This window comes from Paenibacillus sp. JCM 10914 (assembly GCF_001315105.1).
Classification (GTDB): Bacteria; Bacillota; Bacilli; order Paenibacillales; family Paenibacillaceae; genus Paenibacillus_AQ.
In genome coordinates, this window is record NZ_BAZR01000002.1 from 343,894 (window position 1) to 361,076 (window position 17,183).

Here is a 17,183-nt window from a genome sequence, read left to right on the forward strand (position 1 = left end):
CCTTGAAGCTGTGGGCGGAATTAAGCTCCAATCAAGCAACAAGCGTCTTGTATCAAAACGGCAAGCGGCATGTTCGACGGATCAGGCCCACCGTGATGGAGCACGGCGCCAACATGTTAAAGAAAGGGGGAACGTACCTTATTACAGGCGGCTGCGGCGGTTTGGGGCTTCTTTTTGCCAGACATATCGCAGACCGATATTCCGCAAATCTGATCCTTACAGGCAGAACAGGAATGAATGACGACAAACGGTCCAGGCTGGAGGAGCTGGAGAATAGGGGCAGCCGCGTCGTTTACGTTCAGGCTGATATCTGCGATATAGAAGGCATGCGGGAAGCCTTGGCCCCTGCAACGGATCGCTTTGGACCCATCCATGGGGTTATTCATGCAGCTGGCATATCAAGCAATCAGAATATACTTGAGAAAAAGATGGAGGATTTCCATAAGATACTTGCCCCTAAAGTCGAAGGTACGCTTGCACTGGACGAAATCCTTCAGGAAGAACAAGCTATGGACTTTATCTGTTATTTTTCGTCCACTTCGGCTGTGCTCGGAGATTTTGGTTCCTGCGATTATGCCGTTGGCAACCGGTTTCAGATGGCTTATGCCCAACACCGGAACGAGCTGAACCGGAGCGGTCGTTCCATTGTAATCAACTGGCCGTTATGGAAGGACGGGGGTATGGGCTTTCAGGACAAAGCCAACACAGAGCTGTATTTAAAATCTAGCGGCCAGCGTTTTCTGGAGACCGAAGAAGGCTTGCACATATTCGAGCGCCTATTATCTCACGACCATCCGCAGCATCTGGTACTGGTTGGGCAACGGAGCCGTGTGCACAGATTCCTGGGACTTGCCGCTCGTGGTGCCGCCATTGAAGCGAACGGACAAGAGCCGAAGACGGATCAAACGATATCCGCTCCAGGCAAGGGCTGGAGGAGCGAGATGAAAGGCTTCAGCCTTGAGCAGTGTCTGGAATGGGATTTGAAGGAAATTGTCAGCCAATTGCTTAAAATCCCTCGCGATAAGCTGGACCTGGAGGAGAACCTGGCGGAATTCGGCTTCGATTCCATCAATCTTGCCCAGTTTGCTAACGCTTTGACGGAGCATTATGGCTTGGATATCGCGCCTTCGTTGTTCTTCGGACAATCCACGCTTGGAAAATTAATACGATATTTCCTCGATGAGCATAAGGAAATGGCGGCTGGATTCTACAGGGAAAGTCAGATCGCCGATGTGGAATCGCCGCATCCAGCGGACAGGTCGGGATCTGAGCAAAAGGCATTCAAGCGAGCACGGGGATCAGCGGGAAAGGTCTCGCCGAGAAAGGCCTCACCACCGGCCGTTCATGAGCCTATCGCGATTATCGGCATGAGTGGACGTTTTCCGGAAGCTCGAAATATCGATGAGATGTGGACGATTCTGGCTGAAGGCAGAAGCGCAGTGTCGGAAGTTCCTGTTGAGAGGTTTGATTGGCGGAAATATTACGGGGATGATGAACAGGAGTCTGGACCCATCCATTGCAAATGGAGTGGCACCATTCCGGGCGCCAGCGAATTCGATCCGATGTTCTTCGAGATATCGCCTAATGAGGCAAAAACGATGGATCCGAGGCAGCGGCTGCTGCTCCAGGAATCTTGGAAGGCGTTAGAAGATGCCGGGTACGGTGAAGACAAGCTCGGTGCAGGCAAGATCGGAATGTTTGTCGGGGTTGAGGATGGCGATTATCATCTGCTTGTCAAAGACCAGGGGACCATCACCTCTAATCACAACGCGATCCTGGCAGCGCGATTATCCTATTTCCTGAATTTGAGCGGGCCGAATATGGCGATTAATACGGCATGTTCATCAGGGCTGGTAGCTGCTCATCAGGCATGTATGAGCCTGCGGAATGGAGAATGCGACACCGCAATTGTGGCTGGCGTCAACTTGCTGCTCACCCCCCATGCCTACGCCGGAATTAGCCGGGCAGGGATTTTATCCGAGGACGGCAAGTGTTATGCCTTTGACAATCGGGCGAACGGGACCGTTCCTGGGGAAGCCGTTGCTGCTCTGGTCTTCAAGCGTTTGTCGCAAGCGGAAGCGGATGGTGATCCTATCCAGGCGGTTATTCGCGGCAGCGGAGTGAACTACGATGGGAAAACCAATGGAATTACGGCTCCAAGCGGAATTGCTCAGAGTAATTTATTGCAAGAGATTTATGCTCAATATCAAATAAATCCCGAAGAAATAGAGTACGTCGTAACCCACGGCACGGGCACAAAGTTGGGCGATCCTGTAGAAATCAATGCATTGAATGAAGCTTTCAAAGCGCATACGGGAAAACAGGGTTATTGTGCGCTTACCTCCTCGAAGACGAATTTCGGACATGCCTTTGCAGCTTCCGGTCTGGTCAGTCTGATCAATCTGGTGCTTTCTATGCGCCATGAACGGATTCCGCCAAGCCTCCATTTTGAACAGAAGAACGATTACATCCATTGGGATGCCAGTCCGTTCTATGTTAACAGGGAAGCGAGAGCCTGGAGCAGCAAGGATGGAGCAGCCCTTACCGGGGCAGTAAGCGCATTTGGCATGAGCGGGACCAATGCGCATATGGTTCTGGAGAGTTATACAAGGGATAAAGGGGAGGTGTCCAAGGAACGTCCACCATACCATTTGCTTGCACTGTCAGCGAAAACGAAGGAAGCACTCGATGAAAAGATTCGGGATATGGTTCAAACGCTTGATCATGAGACATGGAATGAGGAAGATCTCCAGCATATAAGCTATACGTTATTGAAAGGACGCCGCCATTTCAGCCATCGCTGCGCCGTGGTCATTCAGGATTTAGGCGATGCGAAGTATGTGCTGAAGTTGTCTGCTGGCAGCGAGAAAGCGCCGAATCTATTTAAGGGCAGAGTTTCAAGGGACTTTACCGGGCAAAAAGCGATGCAATTATATATACAGGAGCTTCTGACCAAGATCCGCACCCAGCATCATAATAAAAGCGCATTTCAAGAGACGTTATTTGCGCTGGCGGATTTTTATTGCCAAGGGTACGACATCGAGTGGAATCTGCTGTTTGGCGAAGATCAACCTTATAAGGTAAAACTTCCAACCTATCCTTTTGAAAAAGGGGAGTATTGGGTGGATTCTGCTGAGACAGCGGTAAACGAGGCGGCAGCTGCATGGGTGGAAAAAGAGACGGGCTTCGATTACGTGGTGGAAGCGGAAGAGCATCCAACTGCTAGTCACATAGAGGATTTGGAGCCGGAATTTAATGAAGAACAGGCTCCTCATCAGGGTAGCGTGGATGAGGAAGCGATGGTATTAGCAGCCTCAGCGCGATTAAGAATGCTCCTTGGAGAGGTTACCGGAATTTCCAATGATAAATTGGAGGATGAAGCTTCCTTTGAAGAATTAGGACTGGATTCCTTGATGATTACTGCACTGAATCGAAAAATCGAGTTATGGGTCGGGAAATTGGATACCACCCTCTTTTATACGTACAACAGCATTAAGGCATTAGCCGCTTATATAGCCCAGGAGTACAAGGAAGTGGTATCCAAGCTCGTCGGTACGGCTGCGGCCGGGCAGGCCCTGAAGAACCTGAAGCAAGTTGAAACACCAAAAAAACAAGCTTCATCGGCCTCCAATCCAATAGCCAGATCGTCTAACCAACAGGTAGCTTTGACAGAACGCCAAGTAGACATGCCTACGGATATTGCCATTGTTGGAGTGGCTGGCCGCTATCCGAAAGCAGATACGCTTGCGCAGTTCTGGAATAACCTGTACGAAGGAAAGGACTGCATTGAAGAGATTCCGGCAAGCCGCTGGTCGCTGGAGGGCTTCTACGAGCCGGATCGGACGAAAGCCGTTGCGAAAGGATTGAGTTATAGCAAATGGGGGGGCTTCTTAGATCGCATCGATCATTTCGATCCTTTGTTTTTTAATATTTCGCCAAGAGACGCGATGTATATGGATCCTCAGGAACGGCTGTTTCTGGAGGTTGCCTGGGGATGCATGGAGAATGCGGGTTATACCCGGGAATCGTTGAAGCATGGCGGGTATGGCAATCAAATCGGAGTTTTTGTAGGTGCTACCTTTAACAATTATCAGCTGTTTATGGCCGATGCGGCCAAGCAAGCCAATCAAGATATGTATCTGGCGACGAGTCAGATGTTCTCGATTGCGAACAGGGTGTCCTATATCATGAACTTCACGGGACCAAGTTTAACGGTGGACACAGCCTGCTCGTCATCTCTGTATGCTGTTCACTTGGCTTGTGAAAGCATCCGAAACGGGCAGTCCAAGATGGCTATCGCAGGCGGCGTTAATCTGTCCCTCCATCCAAGCAAATATATTACGTTATGCCAGGGGCAATTCAGCGCCTCGGACGGAAGATGCCGTGCTTTTGGTGAAGGCGGAACAGGCTATGTACCTTCTGAGGCGGTAGGCGCCGTCTTTTTGAAACCTTTGCAAGAAGCAATCAAGGATCACGACTACATTTACGGAGTCATAAAGGGCACCGCGGTCAGTCACGCGGGCAGGACGAACGGTTACACTGTGCCAAGCCCGGTGTCCCAATCACAGGCCATCGAGAACGCCCTTAGCCAAAGTGGAATCGACCCAAGAAGCATCAGCGCCATTGAGGCTCACGGTACGGGGACGGCGCTTGGTGATCCGATCGAGATTAAAGGTTTGACGGATGTTTTCGGTAAGCACACCAAAGCAACAGGATATTGCTCCATCTCCTCGGTCAAATCGAATATCGGACATGCAGAGGCAGCGGCTGGCATCGCACAGCTTACCAAAGTGCTGCTTCAATTAAAGCATCAAACGCTGGTGAAAAATGTCATGCATGGTCAAGGGCTAAATCCTAACATTGACTTCGATCTGACGCCTTTTGTCGTGCAGAGGGAAACGGCGTATTGGGAACGGCCTACAATCAATGGACAGGAGGTTCCGCGCCGGTCCGGAATTTCGTCCTTCGGTGCAGGGGGAGCCAATGCTCATATCGTTGTTGAGGAGTATATTCCTGAGAACAGCCCTAAGGCTCAGATTGCCGTCCATTCACAAAGCCCTGCATTGATACTCTTATCTGCCAAAAATGAAGACAGACTCCGGGAACAGGCCAGGCAGCTGTTGCACGCGATCAGCGAAGAACAGCTGACAGACGCAAGCTTGCCTGATATGGCGTACACGCTTCAAGTGGGACGCGAGACCATGGAAGAGCGCTTGGCCATGATCGTTGAATCCATGGACGATCTAAAGGCGAAATTGCACCAATTCATGGAGGGCCGAGATCATATCAAGGATATGTTTAGAGGGCAGGTCAAGCGCAATAAGGAGACGATGTCGCTCCTTGAGGCCGATGAAGAAATCCAGGATGCCATCGTTAGATGGATCCGGCGAGGAAAGTACGCCAAACTTCTCAATCTATGGGTGAGAGGGCTGAGTGTGGACTGGAGCCAGATTTATGGCGATGTTAAACCTAGCCGCATCGGCTTGCCAACCTATCCTTTTGCCGGAGAACCGTACTGGATACCTGAAACGGAGGCACAGGCCGGAACTAGCAAGCCTTCTGAAGCATTAGCGATGTCTGTTGTTCATCCCTTACTTCATCAGAATACTTCTGATCTATCGGGGCTGCGGTTTACTTCGATTTATAACGGGAACGAGTTTTTCCTGAAGGATCATGTCGTGAAGGGATCGCCAGTCCTGCCTGGAGTGGCTTATCTCGAAATGGCGCGGGCGGCCGTCGAACAAACGGCTGGGGAGATGCTGAAGAAAGACCGCACGGGAATACGGCTTAAGAATGTGGTTTGGGCCCGGCCCATTGCGGTGAGGGATAAACCCGTTCAAGTCTATATTGATCTGTATCATGAAGACAACGGCGAAATTGCCTACGAAGTATACAGTAGTGAACAAGAAGCTGCCAGCGAAGCGTTCCTGCATAGTCAGGGAAGTGCGGTATTATTCAGCTTGGATGATCATGCAGCGCTGGATATCAAAGCACTTCAGGCTGAATGTAATCGAGATGTCATCTCTTCAAGGCCGATTTATGAAACATACAAAGCCATGGGCATTCATTACGGTCCGGCTCACCAAGGGATACAGGAAGTCTATTTAGGAAATGGTCAGGCGTTGGCTAAGCTGTCCCTTCCGGCTGTGGTTTCCGAAACAAGTCAATCGTTTACCCTGCATCCCAGCTTGATGGATTCGGCTCTGCAAGCAACGATTTCTATGATGATGAGCTCAGATCCTGCATCGTCCGCTGCGTTGAAAGCGGGACTTCCGTTCGCACTTCAGGAACTTGAAGTATTGGGCCGCTGCCCATCCGAAATGTGGGCTCTGATCCGGTACAGCGAGGGAAATAAAGCAGAGAGTAAAGTGCAGAAACTGGATATCGATTTATGTGATGCTCAAGGGAATGTGGTTGTAAAAATGAAGGGCTTTTCAACCAGGGTGCTTGACGGTGAAGTGAAGTCACAGGGCGTTTCAGAGACGCCTGGTACGCTTATGCTTGAGCCGATCTGGAGGGAGCAGCCTGTTCCTCGGATAGTAAGCGCTCAGGGTTATGCCAAACACCTGGTCTTCCTGTGTGAGCTCGGTCTGGACTTGCAGCAGAGTTTGAACCGACAGATGAGTCAGGCACGCAGTATAACGATGGAATCGTCTCAGGAACGAATGGAGGATCGGTTTACAAACTATGCCAGCCGGATATTTGAAGAAATCCAAGCTGTCCTGAAAGAGAAGCCGAAAGATAAAGTTCTGATTCAGGTTGCATCTCTATCACAGCATGATCGGCTGCTGTTCTCGGGTCTTTCGGGATTGATGAAGGCAGCACAGACGGAAAACTCCAAGCTGGTATGTCAATTTATCGAAATAGAATCAGGATCGATCGAAATGATGAAATGGGCTGATGTATTCATGGAAATAGCCACCATCCATTGGATCAACGCATCCGATATCGGGACGGTAAACGTTGGATTGCCGGATGGGGCGAGCTTCATGCCGACGGTCAGGAAGCGGTTGCTCCATGGAAAGACCGGGGCATCTACCTGATCACGGGTGGTGCTGGGGGTCTGGGCATCATTTTTGCCAGAGAAATCATGAATAAAACCAGAGAAGCCGTGTTGATTCTTACCGGACGTTCGCCTCTGCACGCGGGGATGCTAACCGAACTGGAGGAACTGGGTAATCGGGGTGCAAAGGTGGACTATAGACAGGTGGACGTGACGGACAGGCAGCAGGTTTCCGCCTTGATTCAAAGCATCCATGATGAATATGGACATCTGAACGGCATCATTCATGGAGCGGGCATCATCCGGGACAATCTTATTCTTAGAAAAGACGTGGCAGAGCTGCAAGACGTGATGGCCCCAAAAGTAAAAGGTCTCTTAAATTTGGATGAAGCCAGTAAACATATTCAACTGGATTTATTTATTGCCTTTTCTTCTGTGGCCGGGGCGACGGGAAATCCGGGCCAGGCTGATTATTCTGCCGCCAATGCGTTTATGGATGCCTTCTCGGAGTATAGAAACTCGCTCACCGCATCCAAGCAAAGGCATGGACGAATGTTATCCATCAATTGGCCGCTGTGGAAAGAAGGCGGCATGCGTGTCGGCGAGGATGTTGAGAAAATCATGATGAAGAGTTTGGGCACCGTCCCTATGCAGACCTCTGCAGGAATTCAAGCGTTGTATCAGGGACTGGCTTCGGGAAGAGATCAGGTTCTGGTGATGACAGGCATGATGTCACGAATGAAACCTAGAATGCTGCCTCCAGCAACCGCGATCAGTCCAGCAACAGCCATCACTCCACAGCCGAACATGACGGCTTCCGTCAAACATGAAGACGGCACCCTGCGGGATAGCGTAGAGACGGCATTGATGCAGAACGTGTCCAAACTATTGAAGGTTAAGCTGGAAGATATCGATATTCAATCGGAACTCAGCGAGTATGGATTCGATTCGATCTCGCTTACGCAATTCGCCAATATGCTGAATGATGCCTACGGCCTTGAATTGACACCGACCGTGTTTTTTGAATATACGACGCTGGATAGTTTTGCCGAATACTTGATCGCGGAACATCCGGCTGCATTTGCCGCAGAGAATCCATCCGACGTTCAGTCGGACGTTTCAGAGGTTCAGACAATAGAGGTCGAGAAGGAAGCTGTGACTTCCATCAGAAAATCGCGCTCCGGGTGGGCACCGAAAGTGGTCCATCCTGTACTGCAAGCGCAGGTTTCTCAAGATTCTCAAGACACCCCTTCCGAATCTGAGCCGATTGCAATCGTGGGTATCAGCGGCCAGTTTCCGATGGCACAGGATGTGAATGAATTCTGGAAGAACATCGTGGAGGGCAAGGATTGTATTACGGAAATACCAAAGGAACGATGGGACTGGAGGGAGTGCTTGGATGATCCTTCGGAGGCTAACGGGCATACCAGTTTACAGTGGGGAGGCTTCATTAAAGGCGTGGAGGAATTTGATCCGTTATTCTTCGGCATTTCTCCGAGGGAAGCCGAAATTATGGATCCCCAGCAGCGTCTCCTGCTGACCCAGGTTTGGAAGGCGGTTGAAGATGCCGGTATAGCGCCGAGCAAGCTGTCGCAAGATCCTACGGGCGTATTCGTAGCCGCAGGTCCCGGCGATTATATGAACATTACTTCGATTTCGCAAGGGAATCCTCAAGCGATGACAGGGGTAGTTCCATCCTTGATTCCGAACCGCATCTCCTATGCCTTAAATTTGCAAGGGCCGAGCGAATATTATGAAACCGCTTGTTCCTCAACGTTGGTAGCCTTGCATCGTGCAATTCGCTCGATTCGCAATCAAGAATGCGAACAAGCCATTGTCGGTGCCGTAAACTTGCTGATCTCTCCCATAGGCTTCATTGGTTTTGATGCCATGGGTTACCTTAGCCCAGATGGACGCGCTAAATCTTTTCAGTCCGACGCAGACGGGTTCGTGCGGAGCGAGGGGGTTGGTGCGATGATCATCAAGCCTTTGTCAAAAGCGATCAAGGACAATAACCTTATTTATGCGGTAATCAAAGGAACAGGCGTAGCCCATGGGGGCAAGGGGATGTCATTGACCTCTCCCAATGCTGCAGGCATGAAGGCAGCGATGTCCCAAGCCTTTAAAGGCTCGGGAGTCCATCCCCAGACGATATCTTATATCGAAGCGCATGGCATTGCATCCCCAATGGCGGACGGCATTGAAGTGAATGCTCTGAGATCGGGATATCAGGAGATCTCGTCATACGCCGCTCCGTCTTCAACCGAATCGCCTCGGGACAATGTTTGTTATATCAGTACCCTGAAGCCTGCATTGGGTCATGGGGAGGTGGCTTCCGGTATGGCTTCGTTGATCAAGGCCGTACAGGCGATAAGGCATAAACTTATCCCGGGGGTGGTCGGATTTACAAGGCCGAGCGAACATATTTCGCTGGAGGGCAGCCCGCTGCGAATCTCTGCAGAGCATCAAGAATGGGAAGCCTTAACCGGTGTTTACGGGAAGACGATTCCACGGCGTGCAGCGATAAATAGCTACGGGATCGGCGGCGTGAATGCGCATGTCATTCTGGAAGAGTATATTCCTGCAGATGAAGAGAGCCCTCGGGATGACCCTTCCGGTGAGCCTCAGATTATCGTGCTGTCGGCAAAAAAACCAGAGCGTCTAGAAGAATATGCTTCGCAGATGCTTGAATACGCAGAACGCCATGCCGGATGCTCATTAAAAGATTTGGCATATACCTTACAGGTCGGAAGGGAGCAGATGGAGTTCCGTTTAGCCTTTGTAGCCAGCAGCAGGGAGGAGCTGATCCTCGGTTTGAAGTTATTCCTGAAAGCGTCACAGAATCATTCCGGGGAGCGTGCATCCAATCTCGTCATTTTCACGGGAGATGCCACCTTCTCAAGCTCCAAGACGGATGCAGATGCGGTTCAGGCGCTTTTTGCAGCCAACGACTTGGCCAATATCGCTTCGCAGTGGACAAAAGGCGGGAAATTCCCTTGGGAAGGGCTCCATGCAGGAGAACGAGTCCATCGATTGTCTCTTCCCGTTTATCCATTTGAGAAGAGAAGGTGCTGGCCCAACCTTGACGATGTGCGTGAAACGGAAACCGATCCTTATATAAGCGGCCGAGTGAGTGAGATCGTATCGAGGATACTGGGAATGGAACCGGCCGAGTTGAATCCGGGCCTGCCGTTGGATCAATATGGACTTGACTCCATTCTACTGATGCAGTTGCTACAACAGCTCCAGAATCAGCTGGATCCCGGGGTTGACCTTGTCAAGCTGCAGGAGTGCAGGACGCTGCAGGATATTATCGGCATCATCGAATGGACGCCGGAGGAAGACAGACAGCACATACCCAAGCCGCATCATGAGTCTATTGCACCCGTCAATTGGCCGCAATTTCCCGAGCTCATCCTGCTTAACAAAGGAACGCAAGGTTTGCCCGTATTTTGGTTTCATGGAGGCTTGGGCGGCGTCGAAATGTACCAGAAGCTGGCGCTGCAGAGCGGGCGGCCATTTTACGGAATTCAGGCGAGGGGCTGGTTGACTGACCGTCCCCCATTAAAAGGGGTGGGAGCCATGGCCGCTTATTATGCCCATATTATTCAATCGGTTCAGCCCGTCGGTCCTTATGATTTGGGAGGATACTCCTTAGGCGGGGTTCTGGCCTATGAGGTGACGCGTCAATTGCAGGAGCTGGGGCATTCAGTGAATTCGGTCGTGATGCTGGATTCACCATACGGCAAGGAGTTCCAGCAAGGAGCCGTCTCAAGAACGACGGCCGTGTTGCAGGCGGTTAACCTGGCACTTGCTTCAAGGAATTTTGAGGAGCCGGATCAATTTATCCAGACGCTGATTCATAGGGATGAACTGGACTTTAATGTTGAAGAGTCGAAACTGCTCGAGCAGCTTATTAAGCTCGGCAATACACGCGGACTAACCAAGAGCGAGGATCAGATTATGTCCATGATCGAGGCGAATATCAAGATACAGCATGCTTACCAATTCGATCAATTTGCGGTAATGCCGCTCGCTGACCCTAATGCCGTAACCTGCTACTATTTCCGCAATAAGGGCGGCCTGATCTTCGGGGAGCTGGAGCCGTACTTCTCGACAACCGAAGATTCATCGGCTCTTGACCAAGCAACCTATTGGGAAGAGTGGGAACGCCAGTTCCCGGATCTGCACGTCATGGACATTGATCCTTCTAATCATATGGTGCTGTTGTCGGAAGCTAAATCGTATGAAACGATTTTTGCATTTTGTGAAGAGTTATATTCTGAGCATGGCATAACCCAGGAGTTTCTCCGCAAGTTTAAAGACCTAACGAAAGATTTACACGGAAGCAAGGTTTGAACAGATCCCGGCTAAGCTGTGATACAAGGCGCTTAGTCGGGAATTTTCATGCCCTATGCGAAAGGAAGGACAATGGTTAATTACGAAGTGTTTGCACTACGAACGGTCTCGCTCCCCTATATTAATTATTGTTACATCGTTTTGGACAAAAGCAGTCGTTCTGCCTTGTTAATCGATCCTTCGTGGGAACTCGATGCCATTCTGGGCAAGCTGAACGATATAGATGCAGACGTGAAGGGAATTATGTTGACGCACTCCCATTATGATCACGTGAATTTAGCACTGGTGCTGACGGAGATCTTTGAATGTGATGTCTTCATGTCGAAGGCGGAAATCGAAGACTACGGATTCCATTGCACAAACCTGGTAAGCGTATCGGATCAAGAAGTCATCTTCATCGGGGAAACAAGAGTCACTTGCCTGTGGACTCCCGGGCACACCTCGGGCAGCATGTGTTTTTTGCTTGAGGACTGTATTTTTACAGGGGATACTTTATTTATAGAAGGCTGCGGAGCATGTAATTTTAGAGGCGGTTCAGCGAGGCGATGTTTGAGAGCGTTCAAAAGATTAAATCGTTGGCAGCTCTGGACTTGCGCGTGTATCCCGGACATTCCTACGGGGCCGAGCCTGGGCAGGCCATAAGCAAGCTGCACGATCTGAACATCTACTTTCAATTGAATTCGCGTAAGCATTTTGTGGATTTCCGAATGAGGCCGAATCAGAAAAGCGTCTTTAATTTTCAATGACATGGGAGTGAATGAAGGTGGGGAAATCCATCGTATTTTTGTTTTCCGGGCAAGGTTCACAATACTACCAGATGGGCAAGGATTTATTTCGGGATCAACCGGTGTTCCGTCACTGGATGCAGCATCTGGACCAACATTATTATGGGATTACTGGGAACTCGGTCATCGACGAGCTGTACGGTAAGGATTATCCAATAAGTCAACCGTTTGATTCATTGCAACTCACGCATCCCGCTATATTCATGATCGAGTATGCCTTAGCTCAAGTATTCAAGGAGCAACAGATCTACCCCGATTATGTACTAGGCACCAGTCTGGGCGAATTTGCGGCTTGTACGGTTGCCGGAGCGCTGGATTACGCTTCCGCATTGGAGAGTCTGGTCGTGCAAGCAGATATCATTCAGAACCATTGTGAACCCGGAGGCATGATGGCTATCCTTGATCAAGTGTCGCTGTTCCATAACGAACCGGAGCTTTATCGGAAGTGTGAGCTGGTTTCCGTTAATTTTGACACTCATTTTGTCGTTTCAGGAGGAGCAGCAGGCCTCTCCGAAGCGGAGTCTTATATCAAAGCTCGTAGAGTAATGTATCAGCGATTACCTATTCATTATGCTTTCACTCTAAATGGATCGATCCTGCCGGAGCGCCATATCAGCGTTATGCAGCCTCGTGTTCCTTAAAGTCTCCTCAATCAGCAGTCATATCATCTCTAACGGGAGGAAGCTGCGCTTCTTTTGAACCTGCATATTTATGGAATGTTGTGCGAGAACCAATCCGGTTTCGCGAGGCTTTGAATTCTTTGTTGCCCCTGGAGGATAAGATTTTTGTGGATTTGGGACCAGGGGGAACCCTTGCAACCTTCATAAAGCACAATCATCCATTATTTGTCCCGGACGGAGTCCAGAGCATCCATACCGTGTTGAGTCCTTTCCACAAGGATAAGAGCAGACTGGAGCAGGTTATATCCAAAATAAAAATGGAGCGGGTAACGACATGATTGCAGAGCGCGGCTCGGTGTCGAAACCGATATTATTTTGCGATTGCCCGAGAAATAATGAACACGCTCAAGCTCAATAATCGTAATGGACGTAAAGCAAATCAAACAACAGCATATCGGCATTTTATGAAGACGGGGGCGACAATTTTGTTGCCCCGTCTTTTTGGCGTTATCGCACTAAAGTTGCAGGCACCCCTCCTTTTCAACTAATATTTAGAGAGGGAACAGAACGATCGAGTCGGAACGACTCTGAATCACACAATCGAAAGGAAGTATCCCATGAATTCTTTGCAAATCGAACAGCTCAAAATCATTCGGAATGAAATTACCCGATTTATGATGAAATACAAATTCGCATTAGATGAGATCGAAACCAAAATGGAAATATTGAAAGAGGAGTTCCAGGCTCTTCATGATTATAGCCCGATTGAACATACGAAATCTCGATTGAAGACACCGGAAAGTATCATGAAGAAGCTGATTCGCAAAGGGGGGAATATATCCTTATCGTCCATTGAGGAGCAGATCAAGGACATCGCGGGCTTGCGAATTACATGCTCCTTTATATCCGACATTTATAAAATTAGCGAAATGCTCCAGAATCAGAGTGATTTGACGGTTCTTGACGTAAAGGACTATATCCAGAATCCTAAACCGAATGGTTATCAGAGTCTGCATCTGCTTGTCCAAGTACCTGTCTATTTCTCAGACCGGGTGGAGAAGGTATGCGTGGAAGTTCAGATCCGTACGATTGCGATGGATTTCTGGGCGAGCCTGGAGCATAAGATCTTCTACAAATACAATAAATCCGTTCCAGAACGGCTCCTGGAAGAGTTAAAGTCCGCTGCGGATACGGCGAATGCCTGGATCGCCAGATGGAGCAGTTGCATCTTGAGGTGCAGGCCATCAAAGATTCACATTCTGACGATTCACTGCTAGAGGACCTGAAGAGCATTCAGATTAACAACCGTAAATACCAGCTACCTGCTGGTTTGCTTGAAATTCTGAACGATTAAAAGAAATTGGATCGTAGTGGTTCATTCTTCTGTCACCGGGTATATATATCCTAAGTGGGAAGTGGAAGTCGATCATACCAGACGGAAAAGATGACGTTAGTCGGAAATGCCGAAAGGATGTAGATACCCATGGAGAACTTAATCTGGAATAGAGATGGCCCAGCCTGAAATATTCCGAAATGGTTAGCCTAGCAATTGCAAGATTGCATGGATTGAATGAACCGCTTCCCACTCCTTAAAAACTCTGTGAGCGTATGCTCGCGGAGTTTTTGTTTTTTGCGCAATAACTAATATAATAGAAGGTACAACATTTGAAATTAGAACCAAGAGACTTACATAGACTGAGGTGTACAGTAATGACAACTACCGTAGTGATTGGCGGAGGGATAACCGGACTTTCTACCCTATATTATCTGCAAAAAGAGCGGAAGCGTCAGGCGCAACAAATGAACTTGATCTTGATTGAAGCGAGCGAAGCGCTCGGCGGCAAAATCAGAACGGTGCATGAAGGCGACTTCATTATGGAGACGGGTGCGGATTCCATCGTATCACGCAAGAGCAACGTAGCTCCGCTGCTCGACGAGCTGCAATTAACGAGTCGCGTGGTATATAACGCCACAGGCACTTCGTTTATCTATACCGACCAGGGACTGAAGAAGATCCCGGAAGAAAGTGTATTTGGCATCCCGCTTAGCATGCAAGCTCTGGCTGAGAGTGAACTTGTCTCTGCCGAAGGCAAAGTTGAGGCTTTGAAGGACTATTATACGCCGAACAAGTCGTTCACGAAGACCGATTCGCTTGGTCATTTTCTGGAAGCGTTCCTCGGCAAGGAACTGGTCGCGAAACAGATTGCCCCGGTCATCTCGGGCGTATATTCAGGAGACTTGTATGAGTTAACGATAGCCTCCACGTTTCCGTTCCTGCTTGATTACAAGGATCAGTATGGAAGTATTATGAGGGGCTGGCGGAGAATAAAGCAAAGTATCTGGGAGCGGGCAACAAAAAGTTTCTGTCGTTCGATAACGGTTCGGCTGTTCTGATTGAAGCGCTGGAGCAGCATTGTATCAACGCGGGGGCAGAGATTTACACAGGGCGAATGGCGCAAAAGGTGGAAAAAACGGCTAACGGGTACGAGGTGCTTCTGACTGACGGCATAAAGCTTGAAGCGGATTATGTAGTGCTTAGTACGCTTGCATCAGCTGCGCAGTCGATCCTGCAAGATCCGCGGCTGGATGAGAATTTCGATCAGCTAATCACCAAATCACTAATCAGCGTATACGTCGGCTTCGATATTAAGGATAGTGAGCTGGCTTATGACGGGACAGGCTTCATTACGACGGAAGGTACGGATTTGAAATGTGACGCTTGTACCTGGACAAGCCGCAAATGGGAGCATACTTCGAAGAATGACCGGCTGCTCATGCGCCTGTTCTACAAGAGCTCGAATCCGAACTATGAACGCTTGATTCAGCTTTCGGATGATGAACTGGGACAGGTCGCGTTACGTGATATCAGACAAAGTCTAGGTATTACGGCAGAGCCCGTATCTTGTGAGGTAACGAAATGGCATGACAATATGCCGAACTATCATTTACAGCACAGACAGGTCGTAGAATCACTGGAACAACAGCTGGACACCTACTATCCTGGCGTCATTCTCGCCGGTTGTTCCTACTATGGTGTGGGCATTCCTGATTGCATTGCGAACGGTGAACAGAGTGCGCGGCTGGTTATGGAGCAAGCATCGAAATCTTGAATGAAGGAAGCGGTGGGTGATGATGACAACTTATATTGCGCTGCTCCGCGGTATTAACGTTGGCGGACATCATAAGATCAAGATGGCGGATTTACGTGCTTTGTTCAACAGCCTTGGCTATGATCACGTACAGTCTTATATACAGAGCGGCAACGTCTTGTTTCAATCATGGGAGAAAAAGGAGTCCCTGCATGAGCAGATCGAAGAGGCAATTCTGAACGAATTCGGTTTTTCAGTCCCTGTCATTCTGAGGACAGCAGGCGAAATCGAAGAAATCGTTAGTTCATGCCCATTTCCGGAAGAGTGGATCCTGGAGGCGGCAAATGCTTCGGAACATGAAAGCCTGTATGTTGTGATGCTGTCTGAACCTGCAACAGATGATAGACTAGCATTGCTTCAATCTTATGTGAATGATTATGAACGGATTGAGGTAGCAGGAGAGAATGCCTATCTGCTCTTCAGGGATAGCGTACGTCATTCGAAGCTGGCCGGTCAGCTCCATAAGCTGGGAGAACCCCAAACGATGCGGAATTGGAAAACGATGAACAAGTTGCTCCAGTTGGCCAATGGTATTCGAGAGGATGAGTAGCGGACTGGAACTAAATATAACGCTAAGAACAGATGGACACGTCGGTGCGACGATCCATCTGTTCTTTTTTAGCATGAGACTAGAGAAACTGGAAGCATAGCACCATGACGAGAGTACCTAACGCAAGCAGGACCGTCCCGGCAAACTTGAAGTATTTAATTCTCATGTACTGATCGCCGCCATCGCCTAAATTTTTGTATAACCAGGATTGTCGATATCGAATGAGGGAAATACCGATTGCAATCAGAATGACGGCAGCCATGAATCCGAAAGCGAACAGATGGACTACTTCTGATATACCAATCAGAAATAGTAAGATCCCAAAACCAATCGAAAGAATGCCTCCACGCTGCATCCGTAGCAAATCTACATCGGTCTGCTCCACATCCTCGGGAATTCTCGATAACCACCTCGCCCAATCCGAATCGGGTTCCTTGATCGTATGTCTGCCCAATAAAGCAAAAGCAACTCCCATAATAATCCAGAACAAAATCACCACTCCTTACAGATCTATTACGATACAAATCGATCCAGGGTTCCATCATATGTAAATCGGGATCATATAATCAACTTATGTGAAAGGACACCTCATCCTTGAATAGACCAAGCTAACTATGACTTATGGTGCTTGAGAAGCAAGTGTTTGCTGAAAGTATAGGTCTATTCTATCGTTTCTCACATTTTACATAAAGTGGTTTAAAAAGCGGCAGAAATATG

5 protein-coding genes and 3 pseudogenes are annotated in these 17,183 nt (G+C 49.1%); 7 read left to right on the forward strand and 1 reads right to left on the reverse strand.

Annotation, left to right across the window (positions count from 1 at the left end; all coding sequences use genetic code 11):
* Positions 1 to 2 precede the first annotated feature (2 nt).
* The 7 genes and pseudogenes from JCM10914_RS29715 to JCM10914_RS04965 all read left to right on the forward strand — a co-directional run bounded on the left by JCM10914_RS29715 (position 3) and on the right by JCM10914_RS04965 (position 16,466).
* A complete protein-coding gene (locus tag JCM10914_RS29715; RefSeq protein ID WP_036716996.1) occupies positions 3 to 7,043 on the forward strand; it encodes an SDR family NAD(P)-dependent oxidoreductase in 7,041 nt (2,346 codons plus the stop codon).
* Positions 6,929 to 11,362 carry an SDR family NAD(P)-dependent oxidoreductase gene (locus JCM10914_RS29720; protein ID WP_231638492.1) on the forward strand — a complete coding sequence of 1,478 codons (4,434 nt, stop codon included), beginning with the start codon at positions 6,929 to 6,931 and terminating at the stop codon, positions 11,360 to 11,362. Before JCM10914_RS29715 ends, JCM10914_RS29720 begins: the two co-directional genes overlap by 115 nt.
* A 72-nt stretch (positions 11,363 to 11,434) precedes the next feature.
* Positions 11,435 to 12,108 (forward strand): annotated as a pseudogene (locus tag JCM10914_RS04945) (MBL fold metallo-hydrolase).
* Positions 12,109 to 12,125: 17 nt separating this feature from the next.
* Entirely contained in the window at positions 12,126 to 12,788 is a 663-nt protein-coding gene (locus tag JCM10914_RS04950; RefSeq protein ID WP_023958110.1) for an acyltransferase domain-containing protein, read from the forward strand.
* Between the two features lie 596 nt (positions 12,789 to 13,384).
* Positions 13,385 to 14,121 (forward strand): annotated as a pseudogene (locus JCM10914_RS04955) (GTP pyrophosphokinase family protein).
* A 356-nt stretch (positions 14,122 to 14,477) separates the two neighbouring features.
* A pseudogene (locus JCM10914_RS04960) lies at positions 14,478 to 15,877 on the forward strand (protoporphyrinogen oxidase).
* Positions 15,878 to 15,896: 19 nt separating this feature from the next.
* A complete protein-coding gene (locus JCM10914_RS04965; RefSeq protein WP_023958120.1) occupies positions 15,897 to 16,466 on the forward strand; it encodes a DUF1697 domain-containing protein in 570 nt (189 codons plus the stop codon).
* 79 nt (positions 16,467 to 16,545) lie between these two features.
* On the opposite strand, the gene JCM10914_RS04970 is transcribed toward JCM10914_RS04965, so the two are convergent.
* Entirely contained in the window at positions 16,546 to 16,956 is a 411-nt protein-coding gene (locus tag JCM10914_RS04970; RefSeq protein ID WP_023958122.1) for a hypothetical protein, read from the reverse strand.
* Positions 16,957 to 17,183: the final 227 nt, after the last annotated feature.

Bases quoted from the DNA above. Each gene is read 5' to 3' on its own strand.
- JCM10914_RS04965 (WP_023958120.1), top strand. From the start codon at position 15,897: ATGATGACAACTTATATTGCGCTGCTCCGCGGTATTAACGTTGGCGGA.